The 17,189-nt window shown below is 64.2% G+C and carries 20 protein-coding genes, 1 tRNA gene and 1 pseudogene; 14 read left to right on the top strand and 8 right to left on the bottom strand.

Features of this window, described 5'->3' with window-relative positions; translation table 11 throughout:
- Positions 1-34: 34 nt before the first annotated feature.
- The 9 genes from WT60_RS12685 to WT60_RS12645 all read left to right on the top strand — a co-directional run bounded on the left by WT60_RS12685 (position 35) and on the right by WT60_RS12645 (position 8,002).
- The gene (locus WT60_RS12685) at positions 35-787 is read left to right on the top strand and encodes a C40 family peptidase (RefSeq protein ID WP_038738267.1); all 753 of its coding nucleotides are present in this window, start codon (positions 35-37) and stop codon (positions 785-787) included.
- Complete coding sequence (locus WT60_RS12680) at positions 784-1,368, top strand: tail assembly protein (RefSeq protein WP_060355351.1); 585 nt, start codon at positions 784-786, stop codon at positions 1,366-1,368. Before WT60_RS12685 ends, WT60_RS12680 begins: the two co-directional genes overlap by 4 nt.
- Positions 1,365-4,676, top strand: coding sequence for a phage tail protein (locus WT60_RS12675; RefSeq protein WP_060355352.1), 3,312 nt, complete (start codon positions 1,365-1,367; stop codon positions 4,674-4,676). The genes WT60_RS12680 and WT60_RS12675 overlap by 4 nt, the downstream gene beginning before the upstream one ends.
- Positions 4,673-4,981 carry a hypothetical protein gene (locus WT60_RS12670; protein ID WP_060355353.1) on the top strand — a complete coding sequence of 103 codons (309 nt, stop codon included), beginning with the start codon at positions 4,673-4,675 and terminating at the stop codon, positions 4,979-4,981. Before WT60_RS12675 ends, WT60_RS12670 begins: the two co-directional genes overlap by 4 nt.
- Positions 4,981-5,724 carry a hypothetical protein gene (locus WT60_RS12665; RefSeq protein WP_060355354.1) on the top strand — a complete coding sequence of 248 codons (744 nt, stop codon included), beginning with the start codon at positions 4,981-4,983 and terminating at the stop codon, positions 5,722-5,724. The genes WT60_RS12670 and WT60_RS12665 overlap by 1 nt, the downstream gene beginning before the upstream one ends.
- Before the next feature lie 42 nt (positions 5,725-5,766).
- Positions 5,767-5,979, top strand: a complete 213-nt coding sequence (locus tag WT60_RS12660) for a holin (protein WP_004552929.1) — start codon at positions 5,767-5,769, stop codon at positions 5,977-5,979.
- Positions 5,972-6,463 (top strand): lysozyme, encoded by a 492-nt coding sequence (locus WT60_RS12655; protein WP_060355385.1) that lies wholly within the window; start codon positions 5,972-5,974, stop codon positions 6,461-6,463. Before WT60_RS12660 ends, WT60_RS12655 begins: the two co-directional genes overlap by 8 nt.
- Positions 6,463-7,005 (top strand): lysis system i-spanin subunit Rz, encoded by a 543-nt coding sequence (locus WT60_RS12650; RefSeq protein WP_060355355.1) that lies wholly within the window; start codon positions 6,463-6,465, stop codon positions 7,003-7,005. Before WT60_RS12655 ends, WT60_RS12650 begins: the two co-directional genes overlap by 1 nt.
- 61 nt (positions 7,006-7,066) lie before the next feature.
- Entirely contained in the window at positions 7,067-8,002 is a 936-nt protein-coding gene (locus tag WT60_RS12645) for a hypothetical protein (protein WP_060355356.1), read from the top strand.
- Positions 8,003-8,087: 85 nt separating this feature from the next.
- Here the strand turns inward: WT60_RS12645 and WT60_RS12640 are convergent, their stop codons facing one another.
- The 3 genes from WT60_RS12640 to WT60_RS12630 all read right to left on the bottom strand — a co-directional run bounded on the left by WT60_RS12640 (position 8,088) and on the right by WT60_RS12630 (position 9,601).
- Entirely contained in the window at positions 8,088-8,375 is a 288-nt protein-coding gene (locus WT60_RS12640) for a hypothetical protein (protein WP_060355357.1), read from the bottom strand.
- Positions 8,372-8,854 carry a DUF2778 domain-containing protein gene (locus tag WT60_RS12635; protein WP_060355358.1) on the bottom strand — a complete coding sequence of 161 codons (483 nt, stop codon included), beginning with the start codon at positions 8,852-8,854 and terminating at the stop codon, positions 8,372-8,374. Before WT60_RS12635 ends, WT60_RS12640 begins: the two co-directional genes overlap by 4 nt.
- A gap of 105 nt (positions 8,855-8,959) precedes the next feature.
- Positions 8,960-9,601 carry a hypothetical protein gene (locus WT60_RS12630; RefSeq protein WP_060355359.1) on the bottom strand — a complete coding sequence of 214 codons (642 nt, stop codon included), beginning with the start codon at positions 9,599-9,601 and terminating at the stop codon, positions 8,960-8,962.
- Positions 9,602-9,686: 85 nt separating this feature from the next.
- Here WT60_RS12630 and WT60_RS12625 point away from each other — a divergent pair, with 85 nt between their 5' ends.
- The gene (locus tag WT60_RS12625) at positions 9,687-10,358 is read left to right on the top strand and encodes an SOS response-associated peptidase family protein (RefSeq protein WP_060355386.1); all 672 of its coding nucleotides are present in this window, start codon (positions 9,687-9,689) and stop codon (positions 10,356-10,358) included.
- Between the two features lie 197 nt (positions 10,359-10,555).
- Here the strand turns inward: WT60_RS12625 and WT60_RS12620 are convergent.
- Positions 10,556-10,632: transfer RNA gene (locus WT60_RS12620), tRNA-Pro, on the bottom strand.
- Positions 10,633-10,797: 165 nt separating this feature from the next.
- On the opposite strand from WT60_RS12620, the gene sixA reads away from it, so the two are divergent.
- Together sixA and WT60_RS12610 are read left to right on the top strand one after the other, a co-directional pair.
- Positions 10,798-11,256, top strand: coding sequence for a phosphohistidine phosphatase SixA (gene sixA, locus WT60_RS12615; RefSeq protein WP_038749814.1), 459 nt, complete (start codon positions 10,798-10,800; stop codon positions 11,254-11,256).
- 150 nt (positions 11,257-11,406) lie between these two features.
- On the top strand, positions 11,407-12,225 hold the full coding sequence (locus WT60_RS12610) for a GNAT family N-acyltransferase (RefSeq protein WP_038749817.1): 819 nt from the start codon (positions 11,407-11,409) through the stop codon (positions 12,223-12,225).
- 405 nt (positions 12,226-12,630) lie between these two features.
- Here the strand turns inward: WT60_RS12610 and WT60_RS12605 are convergent, their stop codons facing one another.
- Positions 12,631-12,801, bottom strand: coding sequence for a hypothetical protein (locus tag WT60_RS12605; protein ID WP_038749819.1), 171 nt, complete (start codon positions 12,799-12,801; stop codon positions 12,631-12,633).
- Positions 12,802-12,969: 168 nt separating this feature from the next.
- Between WT60_RS12605 and WT60_RS12600 the strand changes: the two genes are divergently transcribed.
- Positions 12,970-13,161, top strand: coding sequence for a hypothetical protein (locus tag WT60_RS12600; RefSeq protein ID WP_038749822.1), 192 nt, complete (start codon positions 12,970-12,972; stop codon positions 13,159-13,161).
- 210 nt (positions 13,162-13,371) lie between these two features.
- Here WT60_RS12600 and WT60_RS12595 read toward each other — a convergent pair whose 3' ends face one another.
- The 3 genes from WT60_RS12595 to WT60_RS12580 all read right to left on the bottom strand — a co-directional run bounded on the left by WT60_RS12595 (position 13,372) and on the right by WT60_RS12580 (position 17,017).
- Entirely contained in the window at positions 13,372-14,766 is a 1,395-nt protein-coding gene (locus WT60_RS12595) for an MATE family efflux transporter (RefSeq protein WP_038749825.1), read from the bottom strand.
- A gap of 7 nt (positions 14,767-14,773) precedes the next feature.
- Positions 14,774-15,094, bottom strand: a complete 321-nt coding sequence (locus WT60_RS12590; RefSeq protein WP_038749828.1) for a DUF2288 domain-containing protein — start codon at positions 15,092-15,094, stop codon at positions 14,774-14,776.
- A 297-nt stretch (positions 15,095-15,391) separates the two neighbouring features.
- Entirely contained in the window at positions 15,392-17,017 is a 1,626-nt protein-coding gene (locus WT60_RS12580) for an acyl-CoA synthetase (protein ID WP_059580455.1), read from the bottom strand.
- On the opposite strand from WT60_RS12580, the pseudogene WT60_RS35165 reads away from it, so the two are divergent.
- A pseudogene (locus tag WT60_RS35165) lies at positions 17,006-17,107 on the top strand (heavy metal-associated domain protein); the annotation flags it as partial. The gene WT60_RS12580 and the pseudogene WT60_RS35165 sit on opposite strands and share 12 nt — an antisense overlap.
- Between the last annotated feature and the right edge of the window lie 82 nt (positions 17,108-17,189).

Below are 17,189 nucleotides of genomic sequence, written 5' to 3'. Positions count from 1 at the left end.
TCGATATGAGGACCCGCCACACGGCGGGTTTTTTATGGACGAACAAATCAAGAAGGCGATCGAGGCGCACGCGATCGCAGAGTATCCGCGCGAGTGCTGCGGGTTGGTCGTGAAGACGGCGAGCGGCGAGACGTACGTGCCCTGCCGAAACCTCGCAGCCGCGCCGACGGACCAATTCGCGCTCGCATCCGAGGACTACGCCGCCGCGGAAGATGCTGGCGAGATCGCAGCTCTCGTGCATTCGCATCCGGGGGCGTTGGCGCAGCCGAGCGAAGCGGATCGCGCGATGTGCGAGCGCAGCGGCATCGCGAAGTGGGTGATCGTGTCGCTCGGCGTGCAGGCCGACGGCTCGATCGGTGTCGACGACTGGTGCGAGTTCGCGCCGGCCGGCTACGTCGCGCAGTTGGTCGGCCGCCAGTTCGTACATGGCGTGCACGACTGCTACGCGATCGTGCGCGACTGGTATCTCGCCGAGCGCGGCGTTTCGCTACCCGACTTCGAGCGCGAGGACGAGTGGTGGAACGACGGTCGGTCGAACCTCTACCTCAACCACTATCAGGACGCAGGCTTTCTCGACGTCGGCCGCGACGTGACGTTGCAGGTCGGCGACGTGTTGCTGATGCAGGTCCGCAGCAAGAACGGCGTGCCGAATCACGCGGGCGTGTATCTGGGCGACGGACAGTTCCTGCATCACATGCACGGGCGTTTGTCCGCGCGCGCGGTGTGGGGCGGAATGTGGGCCGACTGCTGCACGACGGTACTGCGCTATGTGGGAGATCGAAAGTGAACGAGACGCTTCGCACGATAAGGTTGTATGGGGTGCTCGGTGGGCGTTTCGGAAGAGTTCATCGTCTGGCGGTTTCGTCGACCGCGGAGGCCGTGCGCGCGCTGTCGGTGCTGATTCCTGGCTTCCGCGCGTTCCTGACGTCAGCGCGCGATGCCGGCCTGACGTTCGCCGTGTTCAACGGCCGGCGCAATCTCGCCGAGGACGAGCTCGAGCATCCGGTGGGGCGAGATGAAATTCGCATTGCGCCGGTAATCGTCGGCAGCAAGCGCGGCGGGCTCTTCAACACGATCCTCGGCGCCGCACTCGTCGCGGTCGGCGCGGTCGCGACGTTCGGTTTTGCGCAGCCGTGGGGCGCGTCGCTGATGGGGCTCGGTGCGTCGATGGCATTGGGCGGCATCGTGCAGATGCTCAGTCCGCAACAGGCCGGCCTCGCGGGCGCGGCCAACAATGGCACGTCGTACTACTTCAACGGTCCCGTGAACAGCGCTGCACAGGGCGAGCCGGTGCCGCTCGTCATCGGCGAAATGGTCGTCGGCTCGAAGGTGGTCAGTTCGGGAATCTATGCGGAGGATCAGGTTTGAAGAAGGTCCATGCTGAAGGCGGGTTGAAGCGCATCTACGGCGCCAAGGGCGGTGGTGGTGGCGGTGGCAGCAGTGAATCGCCCGACAGCCTGCATTCGATCGCGCGCGCGAAGGTGCTTGACGTGATCTCGGAGGGGCCGATCGTCGGGCTGGTGAACGGCCTGCAATCGGTCTATCTCGACGGCACGCCGATCCAGAACGCGGACGGCTCGCTGAACTTCCAGAACTACACCGTCGACGTGCGAACCGGCACGCAGGATCAGGACCACGTGCCGGGCTTTCCGGCCGTCGAGCGTGAAGCCGGTGTCGGCGTGCCGCTGACGTCCGACGCGCCGTGGGTGAGGCAGATCCAGAATACGCAGTTGACTGCGGTGCGCGTGCGCTTCGGCGTGCCGGCGCTACAGCGTCAGGACACGTCGAACGGCAACATCACGGGCTATCGCGTCGACTATGCGATCGACTTGTCGGTCGACGGCGGGTCGTATGCGCAGGTGCTGGCTGGCGCGTTCGATGGCAAGACGACGTCGCTCTACGAGCGCTCGCATCGGATCGAGTTGCCGCGCGCGAAAAATGGTTGGCTGATCCGTGTGCGCCGCATCACGCCGAACGCGCACACGGCCACGATTGCCGATGCGGTCAACATCGAGGCGATCACCGAGATCATCGATCGGAAGCTCCGCTATCCGATGACGGCGCTCGTCGGCATGACCTTCGACGCGCGCTCGTTCTCAAGCGTTCCGGTGCGCTCGTATCACGTGCGGGGGATGATCTTCCGTGTTCCGACAAATTACGACCCGGAAACCCGCACGTATTCGGGCACGTGGGATGGCACGTTCAAGATGGCATGGACGAACAATCCGGCTTGGGTCTACTACGGCCTATTGCTCGACAAGCTCTACGGATTGGGCGACCGTGTCGATGCGTCGATGGTCGACAAGTGGGCGCTGTACGCGATCGCGCGTCACTGTGACGAACTGGTATCGGATGGGAAGGGCGGCAAGGAACCGCGCTTTACGTGCAACTGCGTGATTCAGACAAAGGCGGACGCGTTCAAGGTCGTGCAGGATATCGCGAGCGTTTTTCGCGGCATTTCGTACTGGGGCGCCGGGTCGGTCGTCGCGTCGGCGGACATGCCGTCCGATCCGGTCTATCTCTACACGGCCGCGAATGTCGTCGGCGGTGCGTTCAAGTACGTTGGTAGCGAGCGCAAGACACGCTACACGGTCGCGCTCGTCAGCTACAACGATCCGACGAACCAGTACAAGCAGGCTGTCGAAGCAGTGCAGGACGACGACGGGATCGCGCGATACGGCGTCATCAAGACGGAAGTCACAGCGTTTGGCTGCACGTCGCAGGCGCAGGCGCACCGCCTCGGGCGCTGGTTGCTGCTGACGTCGCGATACGAAACCGGCACGGTGTCGTTTCAGGTCGGGCTCGACGGGACGCTTTGTGCGCCGGGACAGGTGATTGCGGTCGCCGATCCAAAGAGGGCCGGCCGCCGGATCGGCGGGCGCATCCGCGCTGTGGCCGGCGAAACGATCACGCTCGACAAGGCGCCGACGATCACGGCGGGCGATCGCTTCACGGCGATTCTGCCGTCGGGTATTGCGCAGGCGCGCGCGGTCAAGTCGGTCGACGGCGACACGGTCACGCTCGCCCAGCGCTTCGACGCCGATCCGGTGCCGGGCGCAGTATGGATGGTCGAAAGCCGCGAGCTCGCCGCGCAGCAGTATCGCGTGGTGAGCGTGCAGGAAAGCGACGACGACGGCCAGATCGTCTACACGATCAACGCGACGCAGTACGAGCCGGGGAAGTACGCGGCGATCGACGACGGCGCACAGATCCAGCAACGGCCGATCACGATCGTTCCGCCGTCAGTGCAGCCGCCGCCGTCGAACGTGCGCCTGTCGACGTACTCGGTGGTCGATCAGGGCATATCGAAGACGACGATGGTGATCGCGTGGGACGCGGCGAGCCACGCGACGAGCTACGTCGCCGAATGGCGGAAGGATAACGGCGAGTGGGTGCGTGCGCCGTCGACGGGCGGCTTGCAGGTCGAAGTGTCGGGCATCTATCAGGGGAAGTACCTCGCGCGCGTGCGCGCCGAGAACGCGCTCGGCGTGACATCGATTCCGGCGTACGGCGTCGATACGGTGCTCACGGGGAAGACCACTCCACCGCCGTCGGTGGTGTCGCTGACCGCGACGGGCATCGTGTTCGGGATCGATCTGAAATGGGCGTTCCCGGGCGACGGGTCCGCGGGCGACACGCAGCGTACGGAGATCTGGTACGGCCGCACGCCGAGTCGCGACGATGCGATCAAGTTCTCGGATTTCGCGTATCCACAAGTCTCGACGTCGTATCAGGGGCTCGCGCTCGGGCAGGTCTTCTATTTTTGGGCGCGACTGGTCGACACGTCGGGCAACGTCGGACCGTGGTTTCCGGCGAAGGGGCCGGGCGTGCAGGGGCAGCCGAGCACGGATCAAAGCGACTACGAGAAGTATTTCGCCGGGCAGATCAGGAGATCGGCGCTTGGCACGGATCTGCGCGAGCCGATCGACCTGATCACCCCACCGATGGCGGGCGACGCGACCATCTATGCCGGCGACGAGACGCTTAATGCCGGCGTCTGGTCGTTGCAGTCGGCGATTGCCGAGGGCGACATGGCGGTCGCGAAGAAGGTCGACACGGTGGCGGCTCAGGCGCGCTCGAGCTCGAACCTGCTGAACGCTGCTGTGCAGAAGGAGACAATCGCGCGCGTCGAAGGCGAGCGCGCGATGGCGCAGGACATCACGACGGTTCAGGCAAAGGTGAACGACAACGTGGCCGCGGTGCAGACCGTCGCGAAGTCCTATGCCGACCTGAACGGGCGCGTCTCGGCGTCGTATCAGGTCAAGGTGCAGACGACCGTCGACGGGCGCAAATACATGGCGGCGATCGGCGTGGGCATCGACAACGAAAGCGGCGTCGTCGAATCGCAGGTGCTTGTGTCGGCGAAGCGGTTTGCGGTGATCGACGAAGACGGCGCGGGCGTGATTGGCGCGCCGTTCGTCGTACAGGGCGGGCAGGTGTTCTTGCGCCAAGCGCTGATCGGCGCGGGCTGGATCACGAACGCGATGATCGGCAGTTACATCCAGTCCGACAACTACATCGCGGGCCGGCAGGGGTGGCGGATCGACAAGAGCGGTTGGTTTGAGATCAACTCGACTGATGGGCAGGGAAACCGAACGGTGGTCGATAGCAATGGGGGGCGCACGTACGACGCGAACGGGGTTCTTCGCGTGCGATGGGGGGTATGGCAACAATGACAGCGGGGCTTCAGATCTTCGACAACGTCGGCCGCATCTGGCTCGACGGAACGACGAGGTGCGGGCGGGTCTTGGGCATGCAACGAATACGGGACGGTGCGGGGGGCAGCGTGTCCGCCGATTTGTCGCGCGGGACGCCGTTCTGGTCTTTCATGCCGGACTGGTTGTTTCAGCATATCTCGATGAATGCGCCCGTTCCGATCGTACAGATCGGCGCGGGCGGCATCTCGTGGCGATACAGCGCCGACGGTAACAGCAACTACCGAACGCCAGTGCCGGGGTGGCTCATTTTCGGGGTGTTTTGATGGCGGCAGGATTTCAAGCCTTTACAGACTCTGGCGTCTTTCAGATCGATGGACTGACGCCGAATTACCAGCTCGTACAGTCAATGTCGGCTGTATCGCAGTCGATTCGTATCGATACGGCCTGGAACGATAAGAACATTCAATATCAAGGGCAGTTTTGGGTGTGCTCGTTTACCTTCTCCGCGGAAGCGCCGCTGTATGCGTTTTCTGCGGATTCGGGCGTTGGCGTTTCTCTCTGGGACGCCAACAGCCGTGATGGTCAGACGTACACCGTACGCTTCATCACTGAAGTTCAGACGACGGTGCGGTTCTTCGTTTTTTCGAAAGTCCCGGTATCTAGCAGAGGATTCGGGCTTCAGGTGTTCGATGGACACGGACAACTGATTGCCGATGCCGCGAGTCCCTTCTTTCGTGTCCTCGACGTTGTGTACGACGCTTACATGCCCGCGAATGGCGGCGAAGGATGGACGGTCGAGGGCGCGCCGAATCCGCCTTGGCAACTGCGTTCGTACGGACGGCCAGTGCTGATATCGAGCATGTGGGCGGCGCACTATATCTGGGGCTCGTCGAACAGCAATCAGCGGCTTTGGGACATCCTTGAAATAGGGATGGTTCGGGTGAGCGGTGGCGATGTCAGTTGGGGAACTCAGATTTACAACGGGGGGAGAGCGCCGAACATCACGACGTTTCGAGAGTGCTGGCGCATGCAGTTCATGGTGATTGATGGCACTGGGATCATTTAATACACCGCCTTTGGGCGGCTTTTTCATTTCTGCGAGGAGTGGATGCGAGCTAGTCCTACGGAAGCCGTGAGCTACGCGGGAAGCATAGCGTCGGTTGCGTCGTCGCTTACGTTGACTGATATCGGCGTCATCGTCGGGATTCTCACGGCGATCGCGACATTCGGATTGAATTTTTACTTCGCACGGCGTAAGGATCGTCGAGAGCAAATCGAGCTTGCCGCACGCCTGCGTGAACTGGAGCATCACGATGGCTGAGAAGAAGACGCTGATTGGAGTGGTAGGGGCCGCGACAGCGGCCCTTTTGCTTTCTATCGTTCCTGCATTTGAGGGCGAGGTGCTTGTCGCGCGGCCAGATCCGATCGGCATCGTCACGGCATGCAACGGCGATACGAAAGACGTGTACGCGAGCCAGCGCTTCACGCGTGATGAATGCCGCGCGCGGCTCGAGCAACGGCTCATAGAGCACGCGGAGCCGGTCATGACATGCACGCCCGGCTTGAGGGGGCACACATATCAGCTCGCGGCGGCGGTGAGCTTCGCCTACAACATCGGGCCGCGAGCCTACTGCGGCAGCACAACCGCGAAGCGATTCAATGCGGGCGACTGGCGGGGCGCGTGCCGCGCGATCAACGAGTCGGACAATGGCCGGCCGCAGTGGGTGACTGCCGGCGGGCGAGTGCTGCCGGGTCTCGTGAAACGCCGCGCCACGGAACGCGCAATTTGCGAACGGGGACTGTGATGCCGAAAGCAACCCCGTATCTGTTGGCCGCGCTGCTTGGCATGGCGGCCGGCGCTGGCGTCGAGCACCTGATCGGCGCACGCCGGCTTGCCGACGAGCAGGCCGCGCGAGCGCTCGACGCACAGCGGCACGCCGAAGCGTTGGACGCGATCTCGCACGCGGCGCTCGACGCCGAACAGCGTGCGATCGCCGCGCACGATGCGGCGGCGTCGGCGGTGGCCGCCGTCGACCAACGAACCACGAAGGATAGGAACGAGCATGAAAGCGAGAATCGCAGCCTGCGGGCTGCTCTTGCCGCTGGCACTGAGCGGCTGCGCGTCGCTGTCCGAAACTGCGCGGCAGCCGATCGCGACGGCATGTCCGGCGCTTCCAGCGCCGCCGGCATGGGCGATGGTGCCGCCGCCTTCGCAGACGTCGACCCAGCGGTTGCGGAACGCGTTTTTGCAGTCGCTGGAGACGATCAGCGCGAGATCGACAAACTGACGGCCCTACAGGGCTACGTGTGTGCGATCCGGCCGCAGACGCCTGAATGTCAGAATTGAAATTTGAATGTAAACTCTGCGGCTCATGAAGTGAACAATACCTGAGAACCTGAGACCAAATATGAAAAAAATCTTCGCCTTGGCGGCACTTCCGTTTTGCCTCGCGATTTCCGCATGCGGAGGAGGCGACGACGGCGGATCGTTAGCCGGGCCTGCGATTAAGCTATCGTATTCCGGCGCGCCTATCGTGAAGGCACAGCAAGCGAAGGCAATGGCTTCGGTCGACGTTGCGATTGGCGCGTCGGCCAGTTCATCCGCCTCTGCTGCCGATGCACAAGCAACCATTGACGCGCTAAGCCAAGCATTCAAGGCAAGGGGTGCTGACATCGGTGTGTATCCGGGCGTGATTGACGGAACGGCGTTGCACCAACTCGTTATGGCCGAGAACGGCGGTGTGCCGCCGACTGGTGACGAACTTGATCGGGCGACTACCAATATCAGCGAGTGGACGCTCGTCAATTTTCAACTCGATGACATGAGCGGCTATATCGACACGCCCGCGCGCGAGGCCGCCGTTGCGCAGTTCGCGCGGGACTTGGCGATCTACACGGCCCGGGAATACATGAGAGGCCGCGTCGTGTTTGCGGCACTTCCCATTGTTTCGTGCGCACTGCCCAAAACTATTTCGATGACGGACAGCTCAGGCGGTAGCAGTATGAAGACCGTTTATACGGCCTCGGACGAGCTTCACTATGCCATTGCGTCGAGAGCGAAATACGAGACAACGGTTTCAGGGCCGAACGGCGTCGCTCGTTGGGATGTGCGTCTATTCCAGACTATCGGGGGAGCACGGCCGACGGCCGAACACATGGGAGAGGATTGCAATACTCCGGACAAGGAAACGCGCGAGGCCTATATCGCTGCAATTGCCGATCCCCTTGTTGAGCGGTACAAGATTGCTCTCGATACGATCGACAAGTGCAAACACAATCCCGAGGCAATTCCTGAGTATGAGCGAGCGGGGCAGTGCTGGGGGATCGAGCCGGAAAAGAAATAGCTCGTTCTGTTGCCCCGGTCGCTCGGCCGGGGCTTTATGTGGCGACCCATAATTCCGGCCTGATGCCTTGCCGCTTCGAGGAGACTCAATGAGCCGTCCTGCGAGCAAGTGATCGCTTAATGGCGATGTTCGCAAGGGCGACGAGTATGCCGACAACGATGATCGAAGCGATGAGAATCGCCGTCATCGCCAGTACCTCCATGTCATCCGGGTTCGCGAGTTCAGGATGTCCGGTGAGGCTCAGCACGGCGCGGATGCCATTGTCCAGAAACCCGGGCATTTCGATGGGAAGCCGAATCACTAAGTTGGCGAGTGCCCATCCGCCAACGAGCGTAATGATCGTGTTGAGCGCGAATTTCCCGAGCCTCTTCATTTCACTTCCACCGTGCCATAGGCCTTCAGGCTGGTGCCCGGAACCGTCAGGTCCGCGCCCTTCTTGCGGAGGAACGTTGCGAACCTCTCGAAGCTGGCTGTGTTGGTAACGGTAATACATCCTTCACTGAGTCCCATTGGGCCAATCGGATGCAGGCGAAACGCGCCGCGCTTTACTTTACCCACGTACGTGCTATCGCCCGTGTCTCTGTTCCAAAGCATGAACCATTTCGTGTGATCGGACGTGCCGTACCCGAATTGGCCCCACAGGTCATAGAGCCACCCGAGATTTCCACCCGACTGACGGTCCACGATGTAGTAGACGCCCTTCGGTATCGGGCCGACTTTTTCGATCGCGGTTGCTTCCGGGTTGTCGCGGCCGGAACTGCGGCCGGAGAACGCCGGCAGAGTGCCTACGCCTGGGCAATGAAAAGCGGACGTCGGCTGATTGTTCAAAACGAATGTGCAGCGGATCGGCATCGCGTGGCCCCCTGTGATTTTCGACGCGCATAGTGTACATGCCTGCAAAATCACGCCGCACCCGGTGAATCTGTCAGGTGCAGAGCCACTCGCATCTATCCGTCACTACACGATATGGCTGAACGCTTCATCCTCGTGTTCGGCTTCAAGAAGGCGTTTCAACTGGTCGAGAGCGAACAACTGCACTCCGCTTTTCTCTGCTTCAATTCGGGCTGCATCGACGAGCTTTCGCGACTTCCCGACGATGTTGCTTCGCAAATATGCGATATCAAGAGCCATGCGCTGCTCGAGCGTATGCCGGCCCACTTTCTTGCCTTCCTCGATGCGCCATTTCTCGCGCAGTTCCGCCCACGTTACCCGCTGAAATTGTGGGATCGATTTCGGCGACGTGCCGGGGGGCGTGTCGTCCGGAGACTCCCAGCATTTGGACTTGAGCTCTTCGCGGGCACGCCACTCGTCCGAAAAGGGCGCGACTGGTTCTCGCATACGGGCGAATGGGGCGGCACGATCAATTTCCTTCTCGACAATGTAGCCGAGCCTCCGTAGCGGCGCGCCATACTCGAGCAACGACGGGTCAATTGCGCGAGCCCGCCGCGACGCATCGGCGATGCAACTGCGGAGCTCCCACAACGTGAGGCGTTGGTGCTGAACTTCGAGAATCAGCCGTTGGACGTCCGCATACGTGCAGCGCGTCCACCACTCGGTCATCTCGGGTAGCTTGGGCGGATTGAACGGTGGCAGGATCATTTCGTGATACGAGAAAACCTGTAAGTTTATACAGTATATCGTGGACTATGATGAAGTGATCCATCCCCTGAAAAGAGGTGCCGTCGTGTGCACCAACTATCGCGCCCCCGACGAAGATCCGGGCATCAGCGAGCTTCGGCTTGGCTTGATTGACCTATGGAAGAGAGCGCCCTGGGAGCCTGAGATCTACCCGGACTATCTTGCGCCCACGGTTGCGATGATCGACGGGCGCGTCGAGGCGTTCCTCGCGGGGTTTGGTTACTGGCCGCGTGCGATGCAGAAGGCGAACATCGATAAAGCGAAGGCTGAGGGCAAAGCGCCGCCGATCATGCGTAGCACGATGAACGTGCGTGACGACAATCTTGGGAAGTCGCCGCTATACGGGCCGGCGTGGCGCGCCGGTCGCCGCTGTCTGATTCCGGTGCAATGGATTTACGAGCCGTGCTACGAGACCGGCCGAAACGTCTGGCATCGAATCGGCCTGTCTGGCTGGCGGCCGTATTGTGTTGCAGGGATCTGGCGTACGCTGACGGGCGCGGATGGGAACGAGCTGCTCACGATGGCGATGATCACCGTCAACGCCGAGGGCGATCCCATCATGTCGCGCATGCATAAGCCCGGCGACGAAAAGCGATCGGTCGTCATACTTCGGCCGGACGATTGGGAAGAGTGGCTCACGACGTCGAATGCTGAAGCCGCTCGCGCGATGTTGCAGCTCTATCCCGCGGGCGACATGGTTGCAGCGCCAGCACCGTGATTGGGAAGGGAGAAGGCGCCGTAGCGATCAGCGAGCCAAATTTCGACGTTTAGGTATCGAGATTGGTCCCACCCAAAAATGAAAAAGCCCGCACGGTGGCGGGCTTCCTCGCGATCAAGATGCCCAATTTATTAGACACCGATTGGACTTGCTATTAGACAGGTCCTGTCAAAGTGCGGCGGAACCTTTTGTATAAGTGGTCGGAGCGATAGGATTCGAACCTACGACCCTCTGATCCCAAATCAGATGCGCTACCAGGCTGCGCTACGCTCCGACGAATCGATGATTGTATCGCTCTTGTACAAATCGGGTCAATCTCCGCGTGCAATCGCTCACGCGCGCGCATAGACTGCGCAAGAATGACGGATGTCGCGACATCGCGCATGCCGCGCCGCGAAGCCGCGGCATGCGGCTTCCATCATCCTGGAGACGTCTCGTGATGAACCTCATTCTCTGGCGGCATGCCGAAGCCGAAGACTACGCGAGCACCGATCTCGCGCGCCAGTTGACCGCGCGCGGCCGCAAGGACGCGCAGGCCGTCGCGAAATGGCTGCGCGCGCGCATCGAGCGTCACGCGGTGGTACTCGCGAGTCCGGCCGCGCGCACCGTGCAGACGGCCGAGACGTTGACCGACCACTATCGGACCGCGGACGAACTCGCGCCCGGCTGCGACGTCGGCGACGTGCTCGCGGCGGCCGGTTGGCCGGACGGGATCGCGTCGACGGTCGTCGTCGTCGGCCATCAGCCGACGCTCGGCAGTGTCGCCGCGTATTTGCTCGCTGGTTCGGACGAAAGCTGGAGCCTCAAGAAGGGCGGTCTGCTGTGGTTTGTGAGCCGCGCCCGCGAGGGCAACGGGCAGACCGTGCTGCGTGCGGCCATTTCGGCCGATCTAGTCTGATTGGCCGCAATCAAACGCCATTTTCCGCTTTCTGCTAAAGTCAAATCGGCGACACGTCACCGAATGGACACCGTTTTGCCACGTAAGCGTCACGGCCGGTTACTACATTGGCGGGCATGTCGTCTCCTTCCTTACGACCAGGAATGCCTAATGCGAGAACTGCCGACGCCCACGCTTCCATTTGCCTCGCTGTCTCTTGAGCAACCGCGCCGCCGTTTGCCACGCGCGTCCGAAACGGTCACCGCCGAATTCCGCCTGCGCGCCGCCTGGGCGCGCACCGAAGACGAACTGCGCGAAGCGCAGCGTCTGCGCCACAGTGTGTTCGCCGACGAAATGGGCGCGCACGTGAGCGGCCCGGCGGGCCTCGACGTCGATCCGTTCGATCCATACTGCGATCACCTGCTCGTGCGCGATCTCGACACGCTCAAGGTCGTCGGCACCTATCGCGTGCTGCCGCCGCATCAGGCCGCGCGTGTCGGCCGCCTGTACGCGGAGGGCGAGTTCGACCTGTCGCGTCTCACGCACCTGCGCTCGAAGATGGTCGAGGTCGGCCGCTCGTGCGTGCATCGAGACTATCGCAGCGGCGCCGTCATCATGGCGCTCTGGGGCGGCCTCGGCACCTACATGCTGCAAAACGGCTACGAGACGATGCTCGGCTGCGCGAGCGTGTCGATGGCCGACGGCGGCCACTACGCGGCGAATCTCTATCAGTCGCTCGGCGATGCGCTGACGGCGCCCGAGTACCGCGCGTTTCCGCACACGCCGCTGCCCGTCGACGATCTGCGGACGGGCGCGAAGGTCGCTCCGCCGCCGCTCATCAAGGGCTATCTGCGGCTCGGCGCGAAGATCTGCGGCGCGCCCGCGTGGGACCCGGATTTCAATTGCGCGGACTTCCTGACGCTGTTCCGCCTGTCGGACATCAACGCACGCTACGCGCGCCACTTCCTGAGCGATCCGCTGCCGCGGTGACGCCACCCGGCTCGATCCGAATCCGGGCGTGAACGACGGCACGGCGCATGCATCGCCGTGCCGTTGCTTTGTCTGCGGTCGTTCGGCGAATCGAAACGGTGGGCGGTGTCGTGTTGCGGTCGAGGTCGACGTGCGACGTGTGATGCGGGATGCGGAATGCGAGATGCGGGATGCGGGATGCGGGATGCGGGATGCGGGATGCGGGATGCGGGATGCGGGATGCGGGATGCGCTGCGATCGCGCGCATTCCGGTGCGCAAACAGCGCCCCTCCTGCTCGCCGCGAGCGGGCATTCGTGGTGACTCCGAACAGGCGCCGCCCGCGCTAGACGCAAGCGCGCCGCGCACGTCGGCGCGCGGCGTCGCGTTCGTCGTGCATGAGACGGTGGAAGAGAAGTGGCGGAGCGTCAGTGCTTGCGCCGCCAGTCGAGCAGGTGATGCTCGGCCATCCAGTGATGGATCATGCCTTCGCCGTTGTGCGTACGCTTGTATTCGCGCGATTCGTACACCGACAAACTGACGAGCACCAGCAACCCGATACCTAGGCCAATCAGGCCCGCAATCGATTCGGCATCCATGGCAGCCCTCCTTTCAAACCGGCATAGCGCCACGTCTACATAGTAGGACATGCGGGCGCGGACGCGAAGGAGCGCGGGGTCGTCGTCGGGCGCCGATTTCCAGTAGACTCGCCGGGCGCCATCCGGCGGAAACCGGGGCGCAATCGTCCATTCGTTCCGAGGAAATTCATGACCCGTATCGTCATTGCCGCGCTCGTGGCGGCCATGCTTGCCGGTTGCGCGAGCGATCCGCGGCAGGGCCGCCGTGGCACGCCGCCGCAAGATCCGCCCGATTATCAGGGCGTGCCGACCGACATGACGCCGCCGTCGATGCTAGGCGAACCCGGTGCGAGCGGCGCGCCCGCTGCACCCGCGAAATAGCTTCGACGAACGCCTCGGTCAGCCGCGAACGGACTGTGCTCGGCACGCTCGCTCGCGGCGAAGCGGGCGATGGTATGGCGCTCATATCCGCGCCGCCGCCGTACGGCATGCTTCGCCCGGCGATGCATGCGCGCCGCCGGCAACACGACATTCATCGACATCCGGCGCGGTACGGCGCGGCCCGTCGCCGCAGCCGGCGCGAGGCGCGCGTTAGCTTGCGGCGCGCGCCGCTGCCGATGGCGCGTCTGCCGCGACTGCTCGTTCGAGCCCGGGCAGGTGGCGCGCGAGCGTCGCGCCGCGCGCCGCCATGAACACGAGCAGCGCGGCCCAGAGCCCGTGATTGCCGAACGGGCCGACGAGCGCGAACGTCGCGGCGACGAACAGCGCGAACGATGCCGCCATCGCACGCATCAGCGCCCGCGTATGCATCGCGCCGATGAACACGCCGTCGAGCATGAAACCCCAGACCGAGATCACGGGCGAGAGCGCAGCCCATGGGAGATAGCGCTCGGCGACGCTGCGAATCGACGATTGATCGGTGAGCTGTGCGACGATCCAACCGCCCGCGCCCCAGTAGACGAGCGCGAACGCGAGCGCGCCGATTCCCGCCCAGAAGAACGTCGCGCGCAGCGCCTGCCGGAATGTATCGCGGTTGCGCGCGCCCGCCGCCGCGCCGACGAGCGCTTCGGCCGCATGCGCGAAGCCGTCGAGCGCATATGCCATGAAGGTCTGGAAATTGAGGAGGAGCGCGTTCGCGGCGAGCGTCGCGTCGCCTTGCCGCGCACCGAGATGCGCGAACCAGCCGAACGCCGACAGCAGGCACAGCGTACGGAGGAAGATGTCGCGATTGAGCGCGACGAGGCGTGCAAGCGCCGCGCGATCGAAGAGCTCGGCGCGCCCGATCTTCGGCAGGCCGCGGGGGCTCAGCCAGCGAAGCAGCAGCGCGCTGAGCGCGAAGCCCGCGATGTCCGCCGTCGCGGTGGCGGCACCGATGCCCGCGACGCCCCAGTCGAAGTGATACACGTACAGCAGCACCGCGCCGATGTTGACGACGTTGACGAACACCTGGATCGCGAGCGCGAGACGCACGCGCTGCACGCCGAGCAGATAACCCAGCACGACGTAGTTCGCGAGCGCGAACGGGGCGGCCCAGATGCGCGCATGCGTGTAATCGAGCGCGGTCGCGCGCACCGCATCGCTGCCGCCCAGCGCGGCGAACGCGAGGCCGACGAGCGGCGTCCGCAGCGCGAGCACCGCTGCGCCAAGCGCGAATGCAAGCAGCAATGCGCGCATCACGTTGATGCGGATGCCGGCAAGATCGTTCGCGCCGAACGCCTGTGCGACGAGCCCCGTCGTTCCCATCCTCAGGAAGCCGAAGCCCCAGTACACGAAGTTGAAGAAGAGACCGCCGAGCGCGACGCCGCCGAGATATTGCGGGCCGCTCAGATGGCCGGCGACGGCGGTGTCGACCGCGCCGAGAATCGGCTGCGTGAGGTTCGCGGCGATGATCGGCAGCGCGAGACCGAGCACGCGGCGGTGCCAGTTCGCGGTGGAGCGCGGCTCGGGGTCTTCGTCCGAGTGCGCGGAAGCGGAGGAGGCGGACATCGCGGCGTTACGTGCGTTCCTGCACGCACACCCACGGCGACACGACCACCGCCCACAGCTCGGGATCGCGCGTCGCGTAATCCTGCGCGGTGCCGGCCTGCATCCGCTCGACATGGCCCGCGGACAGCCAGCGCGTGACCTGCTCCTTGTCGTCGCCGGCGATCGCCTCGGCCACGCTCACGAGGTCGAGATCGCGCGCGACCGACAGCAGCTTGCCTTGCGCGAAAAAGCGCTCGAGATCGCACCAATCGATCTTGGCGGTTTCGCCGAGAAGCTTCAGATAGAGCGGGCTGTGCTGCGAGTCGGAGGAAGGGGTGTTCGAAGACATGGAATGGGGTGACTGAACTACGGTGAGCGCCACTATAAACCATTCGCGCGGCCCGCGAGACTCGGCCGTTCGGACGAGTTCCGCGACGGACGGCGGCGTGGGAGGATGGCGCCGTACGCATGCCGGTCAAGGCGCTCGAGCTGCGTGCGCCGGCGCTGTCTCGCGGTTCTTTCGGTGCGGATTTTGCGGCGGTTTCGGCGCGCGGTGCTCGTCGCTCGCGCGCGGCGCGCCGCTCGACATACGGCGCCCATGCGGCGAGCGCGACGCGCGTCGCACACGTCACGCACGTCACGCACGTCACGTATCGCGCAGCGCGCGGCGGATGATCTTGCCCGTCGCGGTCATCGGCAAGCTGTCGACGAACGCCACTGCACGCGGATATTCATGGGCGGCGAGTCGCGTTTTCACGTGCTCCTGCAACTCGCGCGCGAGCGCGTCGTTCGCTTGGTGGCCCGTGTTCAGCACGACGAACGCCTTGACGATCTCGGTGCGGGTCGCGTCCGGCACGCCGACGACGGCCGCCATCCGCACCGCCGGGTGCTTGAGCAGGCAATCCTCGATGGGAGCCGGGCCGATCCGGTAGCCGGCGCTCGTGATCACGTCGTCGTTGCGGCCGACGAAGCGGACGAAGCCGTCGGCATCGGCGAGCCCGACGTCGCCCGTCAGCAGATAGTCGCCGACGAATTTTTCGCGCGTCGCGTCGGGCTTGCGCCAGTAGCCGATGAACATCACCGGATCGGGCGCGCGAACGCCGATGTTGCCTTCGACGCCGGGCGGCAGCGCGTTGCCGGCATCGTCGACGATCGCGACGCGATGCCCGGGCACGGCCTTGCCGATCGTGCCCGTGCGCGGCTCGAAGAGCGTGCTGCACGACGACAGCACGACGTTGCATTCGGTCTGTCCGTAGAACTCGTTGATCGTCACGCCGAACGCGTCGCGGCCCCAAGCGACGAGTTCCGCGCCGAGCGATTCGCCGCCGCTCGCGACCGATTCGAGGGCGAGCGCGTAGCGTTCGCTAGGCTGCGCGACGGCGGCGCGCATCAGCTTCAATGCGGTCGGCGGCAGGAATGCGTGCGTGACGCCGTGCCGCGCGAGCAGCTCGAACGCGGCCGCGCCGTCGAACTTCTCGAAGCGGCGCGCGAGCACCGGCACGCCGTGATGCAGGGACGGCAGCAGCACGTCGAGGAGCCCGCCGATCCACGCCCAGTCGGCGGGCGTCCAGAGCAGGCGCGCATGCGCGGGAAACAGGTTCTGCGACATCTCGAACCCCGGCAGATGGCCGAGCAGCGCCCGGTGCGCGTGCAGCGCGCCTTTCGGTTTGCCCGTCGTGCCGGACGTGTAGATGATGAGCGCCGGATCGTCGGCCGACGTGTCCGCGGGCGCGAACTTGTCCGACTCGGCCGCGAGCGCCGCATCGAATGCGAGCACGCCGGGCTCGGCGAGATCGGGCGCGCCGTCGATGCAGTAGATCGTCGCGAGCGACGGCAGCGACGCGTGCAGCGGTGCGATCTTCTCGTAGCCCGCGCGATCGGTGACGAGCGCGGCCGCGCCGCTGTCGCCGAGGCGGTATTCGAGCGCGTCCGCGCCGAACAGCGTGAAGAGCGGCACCGCGATCGCGCCGAGCTTGTACGCGGCCAGGTGGGCGATCGCGGTTTCCGGGCCTTGCGCGAGCAGGATGCCGATCCGGTCGCCGCGCTTCACGCCCGCGCGCGCAAAGCTGTTCGCGAGCCGATTAGAGCCGCTCCTCAGGTCGTCGAACGTGTAGCGCGCGACGCCGCCGTCCGCATGCTCGTGAATCAGCGCGACGCGGCCGCTGCCGTCGGCCCACTTGTCGCAAGCGTCGACGCCGATGTTGTAGCGCGCTGGAATGCGCCATGCGAAGCGGTCGACGAGCTCGGCGTAACTGGCGGCATGGGGCAGCATCGGGCGTCTCCGGTCGTTTTTTCGTGTGCCGTTTCGACGCACAGTACACCGAATCGCCGGGCCTACGCTCACTCGTTAGGGTCGATCCTAGAAAGCACGGTCATGCGCAAACTACAAATGCTGCGTATGATCGTTTCACCAACGATAGATACGACCATGGACCTGTTTCTGA

Source organism: Burkholderia sp. MSMB617WGS (genome assembly GCF_001532025.2).
Classification (GTDB): domain Bacteria; phylum Pseudomonadota; class Gammaproteobacteria; order Burkholderiales; family Burkholderiaceae; genus Burkholderia; species Burkholderia savannae.
Note: the sequence above shows the minus strand (reverse complement) of the source record. Positions and strands in the feature narration are given on the sequence as shown.

Excerpts from the sequence above, each read along its gene's own strand:
- WT60_RS12605 (WP_038749819.1), bottom strand. The coding sequence starts at position 12,801 with ATGGATGCCGAATCGATTGCGGGCCTGATTGGCCTAGGTATCGGGTTG.
- WT60_RS12595 (WP_038749825.1), bottom strand. The coding sequence starts at position 14,766 with ATGTCCGCCTCCTCCGCTTCCGCGCACTCGGACGAAGACCCCGAGCCG.
- WT60_RS12600 (WP_038749822.1), top strand. The coding sequence starts at position 12,970 with ATGACCCGTATCGTCATTGCCGCGCTCGTGGCGGCCATGCTTGCCGGT.
- WT60_RS12645 (WP_060355356.1), top strand. The coding sequence starts at position 7,067 with ATGAAAAAAATCTTCGCCTTGGCGGCACTTCCGTTTTGCCTCGCGATT.
- WT60_RS12630 (WP_060355359.1), bottom strand. The coding sequence starts at position 9,601 with ATGATCCTGCCACCGTTCAATCCGCCCAAGCTACCCGAGATGACCGAG.
- WT60_RS12610 (WP_038749817.1), top strand. The coding sequence starts at position 11,407 with ATGCGAGAACTGCCGACGCCCACGCTTCCATTTGCCTCGCTGTCTCTT.
- WT60_RS12580 (WP_059580455.1), bottom strand. The coding sequence starts at position 17,017 with ATGCTGCCCCATGCCGCCAGTTACGCCGAGCTCGTCGACCGCTTCGCA.
- WT60_RS12640 (WP_060355357.1), bottom strand. The coding sequence starts at position 8,375 with ATGAAGAGGCTCGGGAAATTCGCGCTCAACACGATCATTACGCTCGTT.
- WT60_RS12650 (WP_060355355.1), top strand. The coding sequence starts at position 6,463 with ATGCCGAAAGCAACCCCGTATCTGTTGGCCGCGCTGCTTGGCATGGCG.
- WT60_RS12655 (WP_060355385.1), top strand. The coding sequence starts at position 5,972 with ATGGCTGAGAAGAAGACGCTGATTGGAGTGGTAGGGGCCGCGACAGCG.
- WT60_RS12590 (WP_038749828.1), bottom strand. The coding sequence starts at position 15,094 with ATGTCTTCGAACACCCCTTCCTCCGACTCGCAGCACAGCCCGCTCTAT.
- WT60_RS12635 (WP_060355358.1), bottom strand. The coding sequence starts at position 8,854 with ATGCCGATCCGCTGCACATTCGTTTTGAACAATCAGCCGACGTCCGCT.
- WT60_RS12660 (WP_004552929.1), top strand. The coding sequence starts at position 5,767 with ATGCGAGCTAGTCCTACGGAAGCCGTGAGCTACGCGGGAAGCATAGCG.
- WT60_RS12670 (WP_060355353.1), top strand. The coding sequence starts at position 4,673 with ATGACAGCGGGGCTTCAGATCTTCGACAACGTCGGCCGCATCTGGCTC.
- WT60_RS12665 (WP_060355354.1), top strand. The coding sequence starts at position 4,981 with ATGGCGGCAGGATTTCAAGCCTTTACAGACTCTGGCGTCTTTCAGATC.
- sixA (WP_038749814.1), top strand. The coding sequence starts at position 10,798 with ATGAACCTCATTCTCTGGCGGCATGCCGAAGCCGAAGACTACGCGAGC.
- WT60_RS12685 (WP_038738267.1), top strand. The coding sequence starts at position 35 with ATGGACGAACAAATCAAGAAGGCGATCGAGGCGCACGCGATCGCAGAG.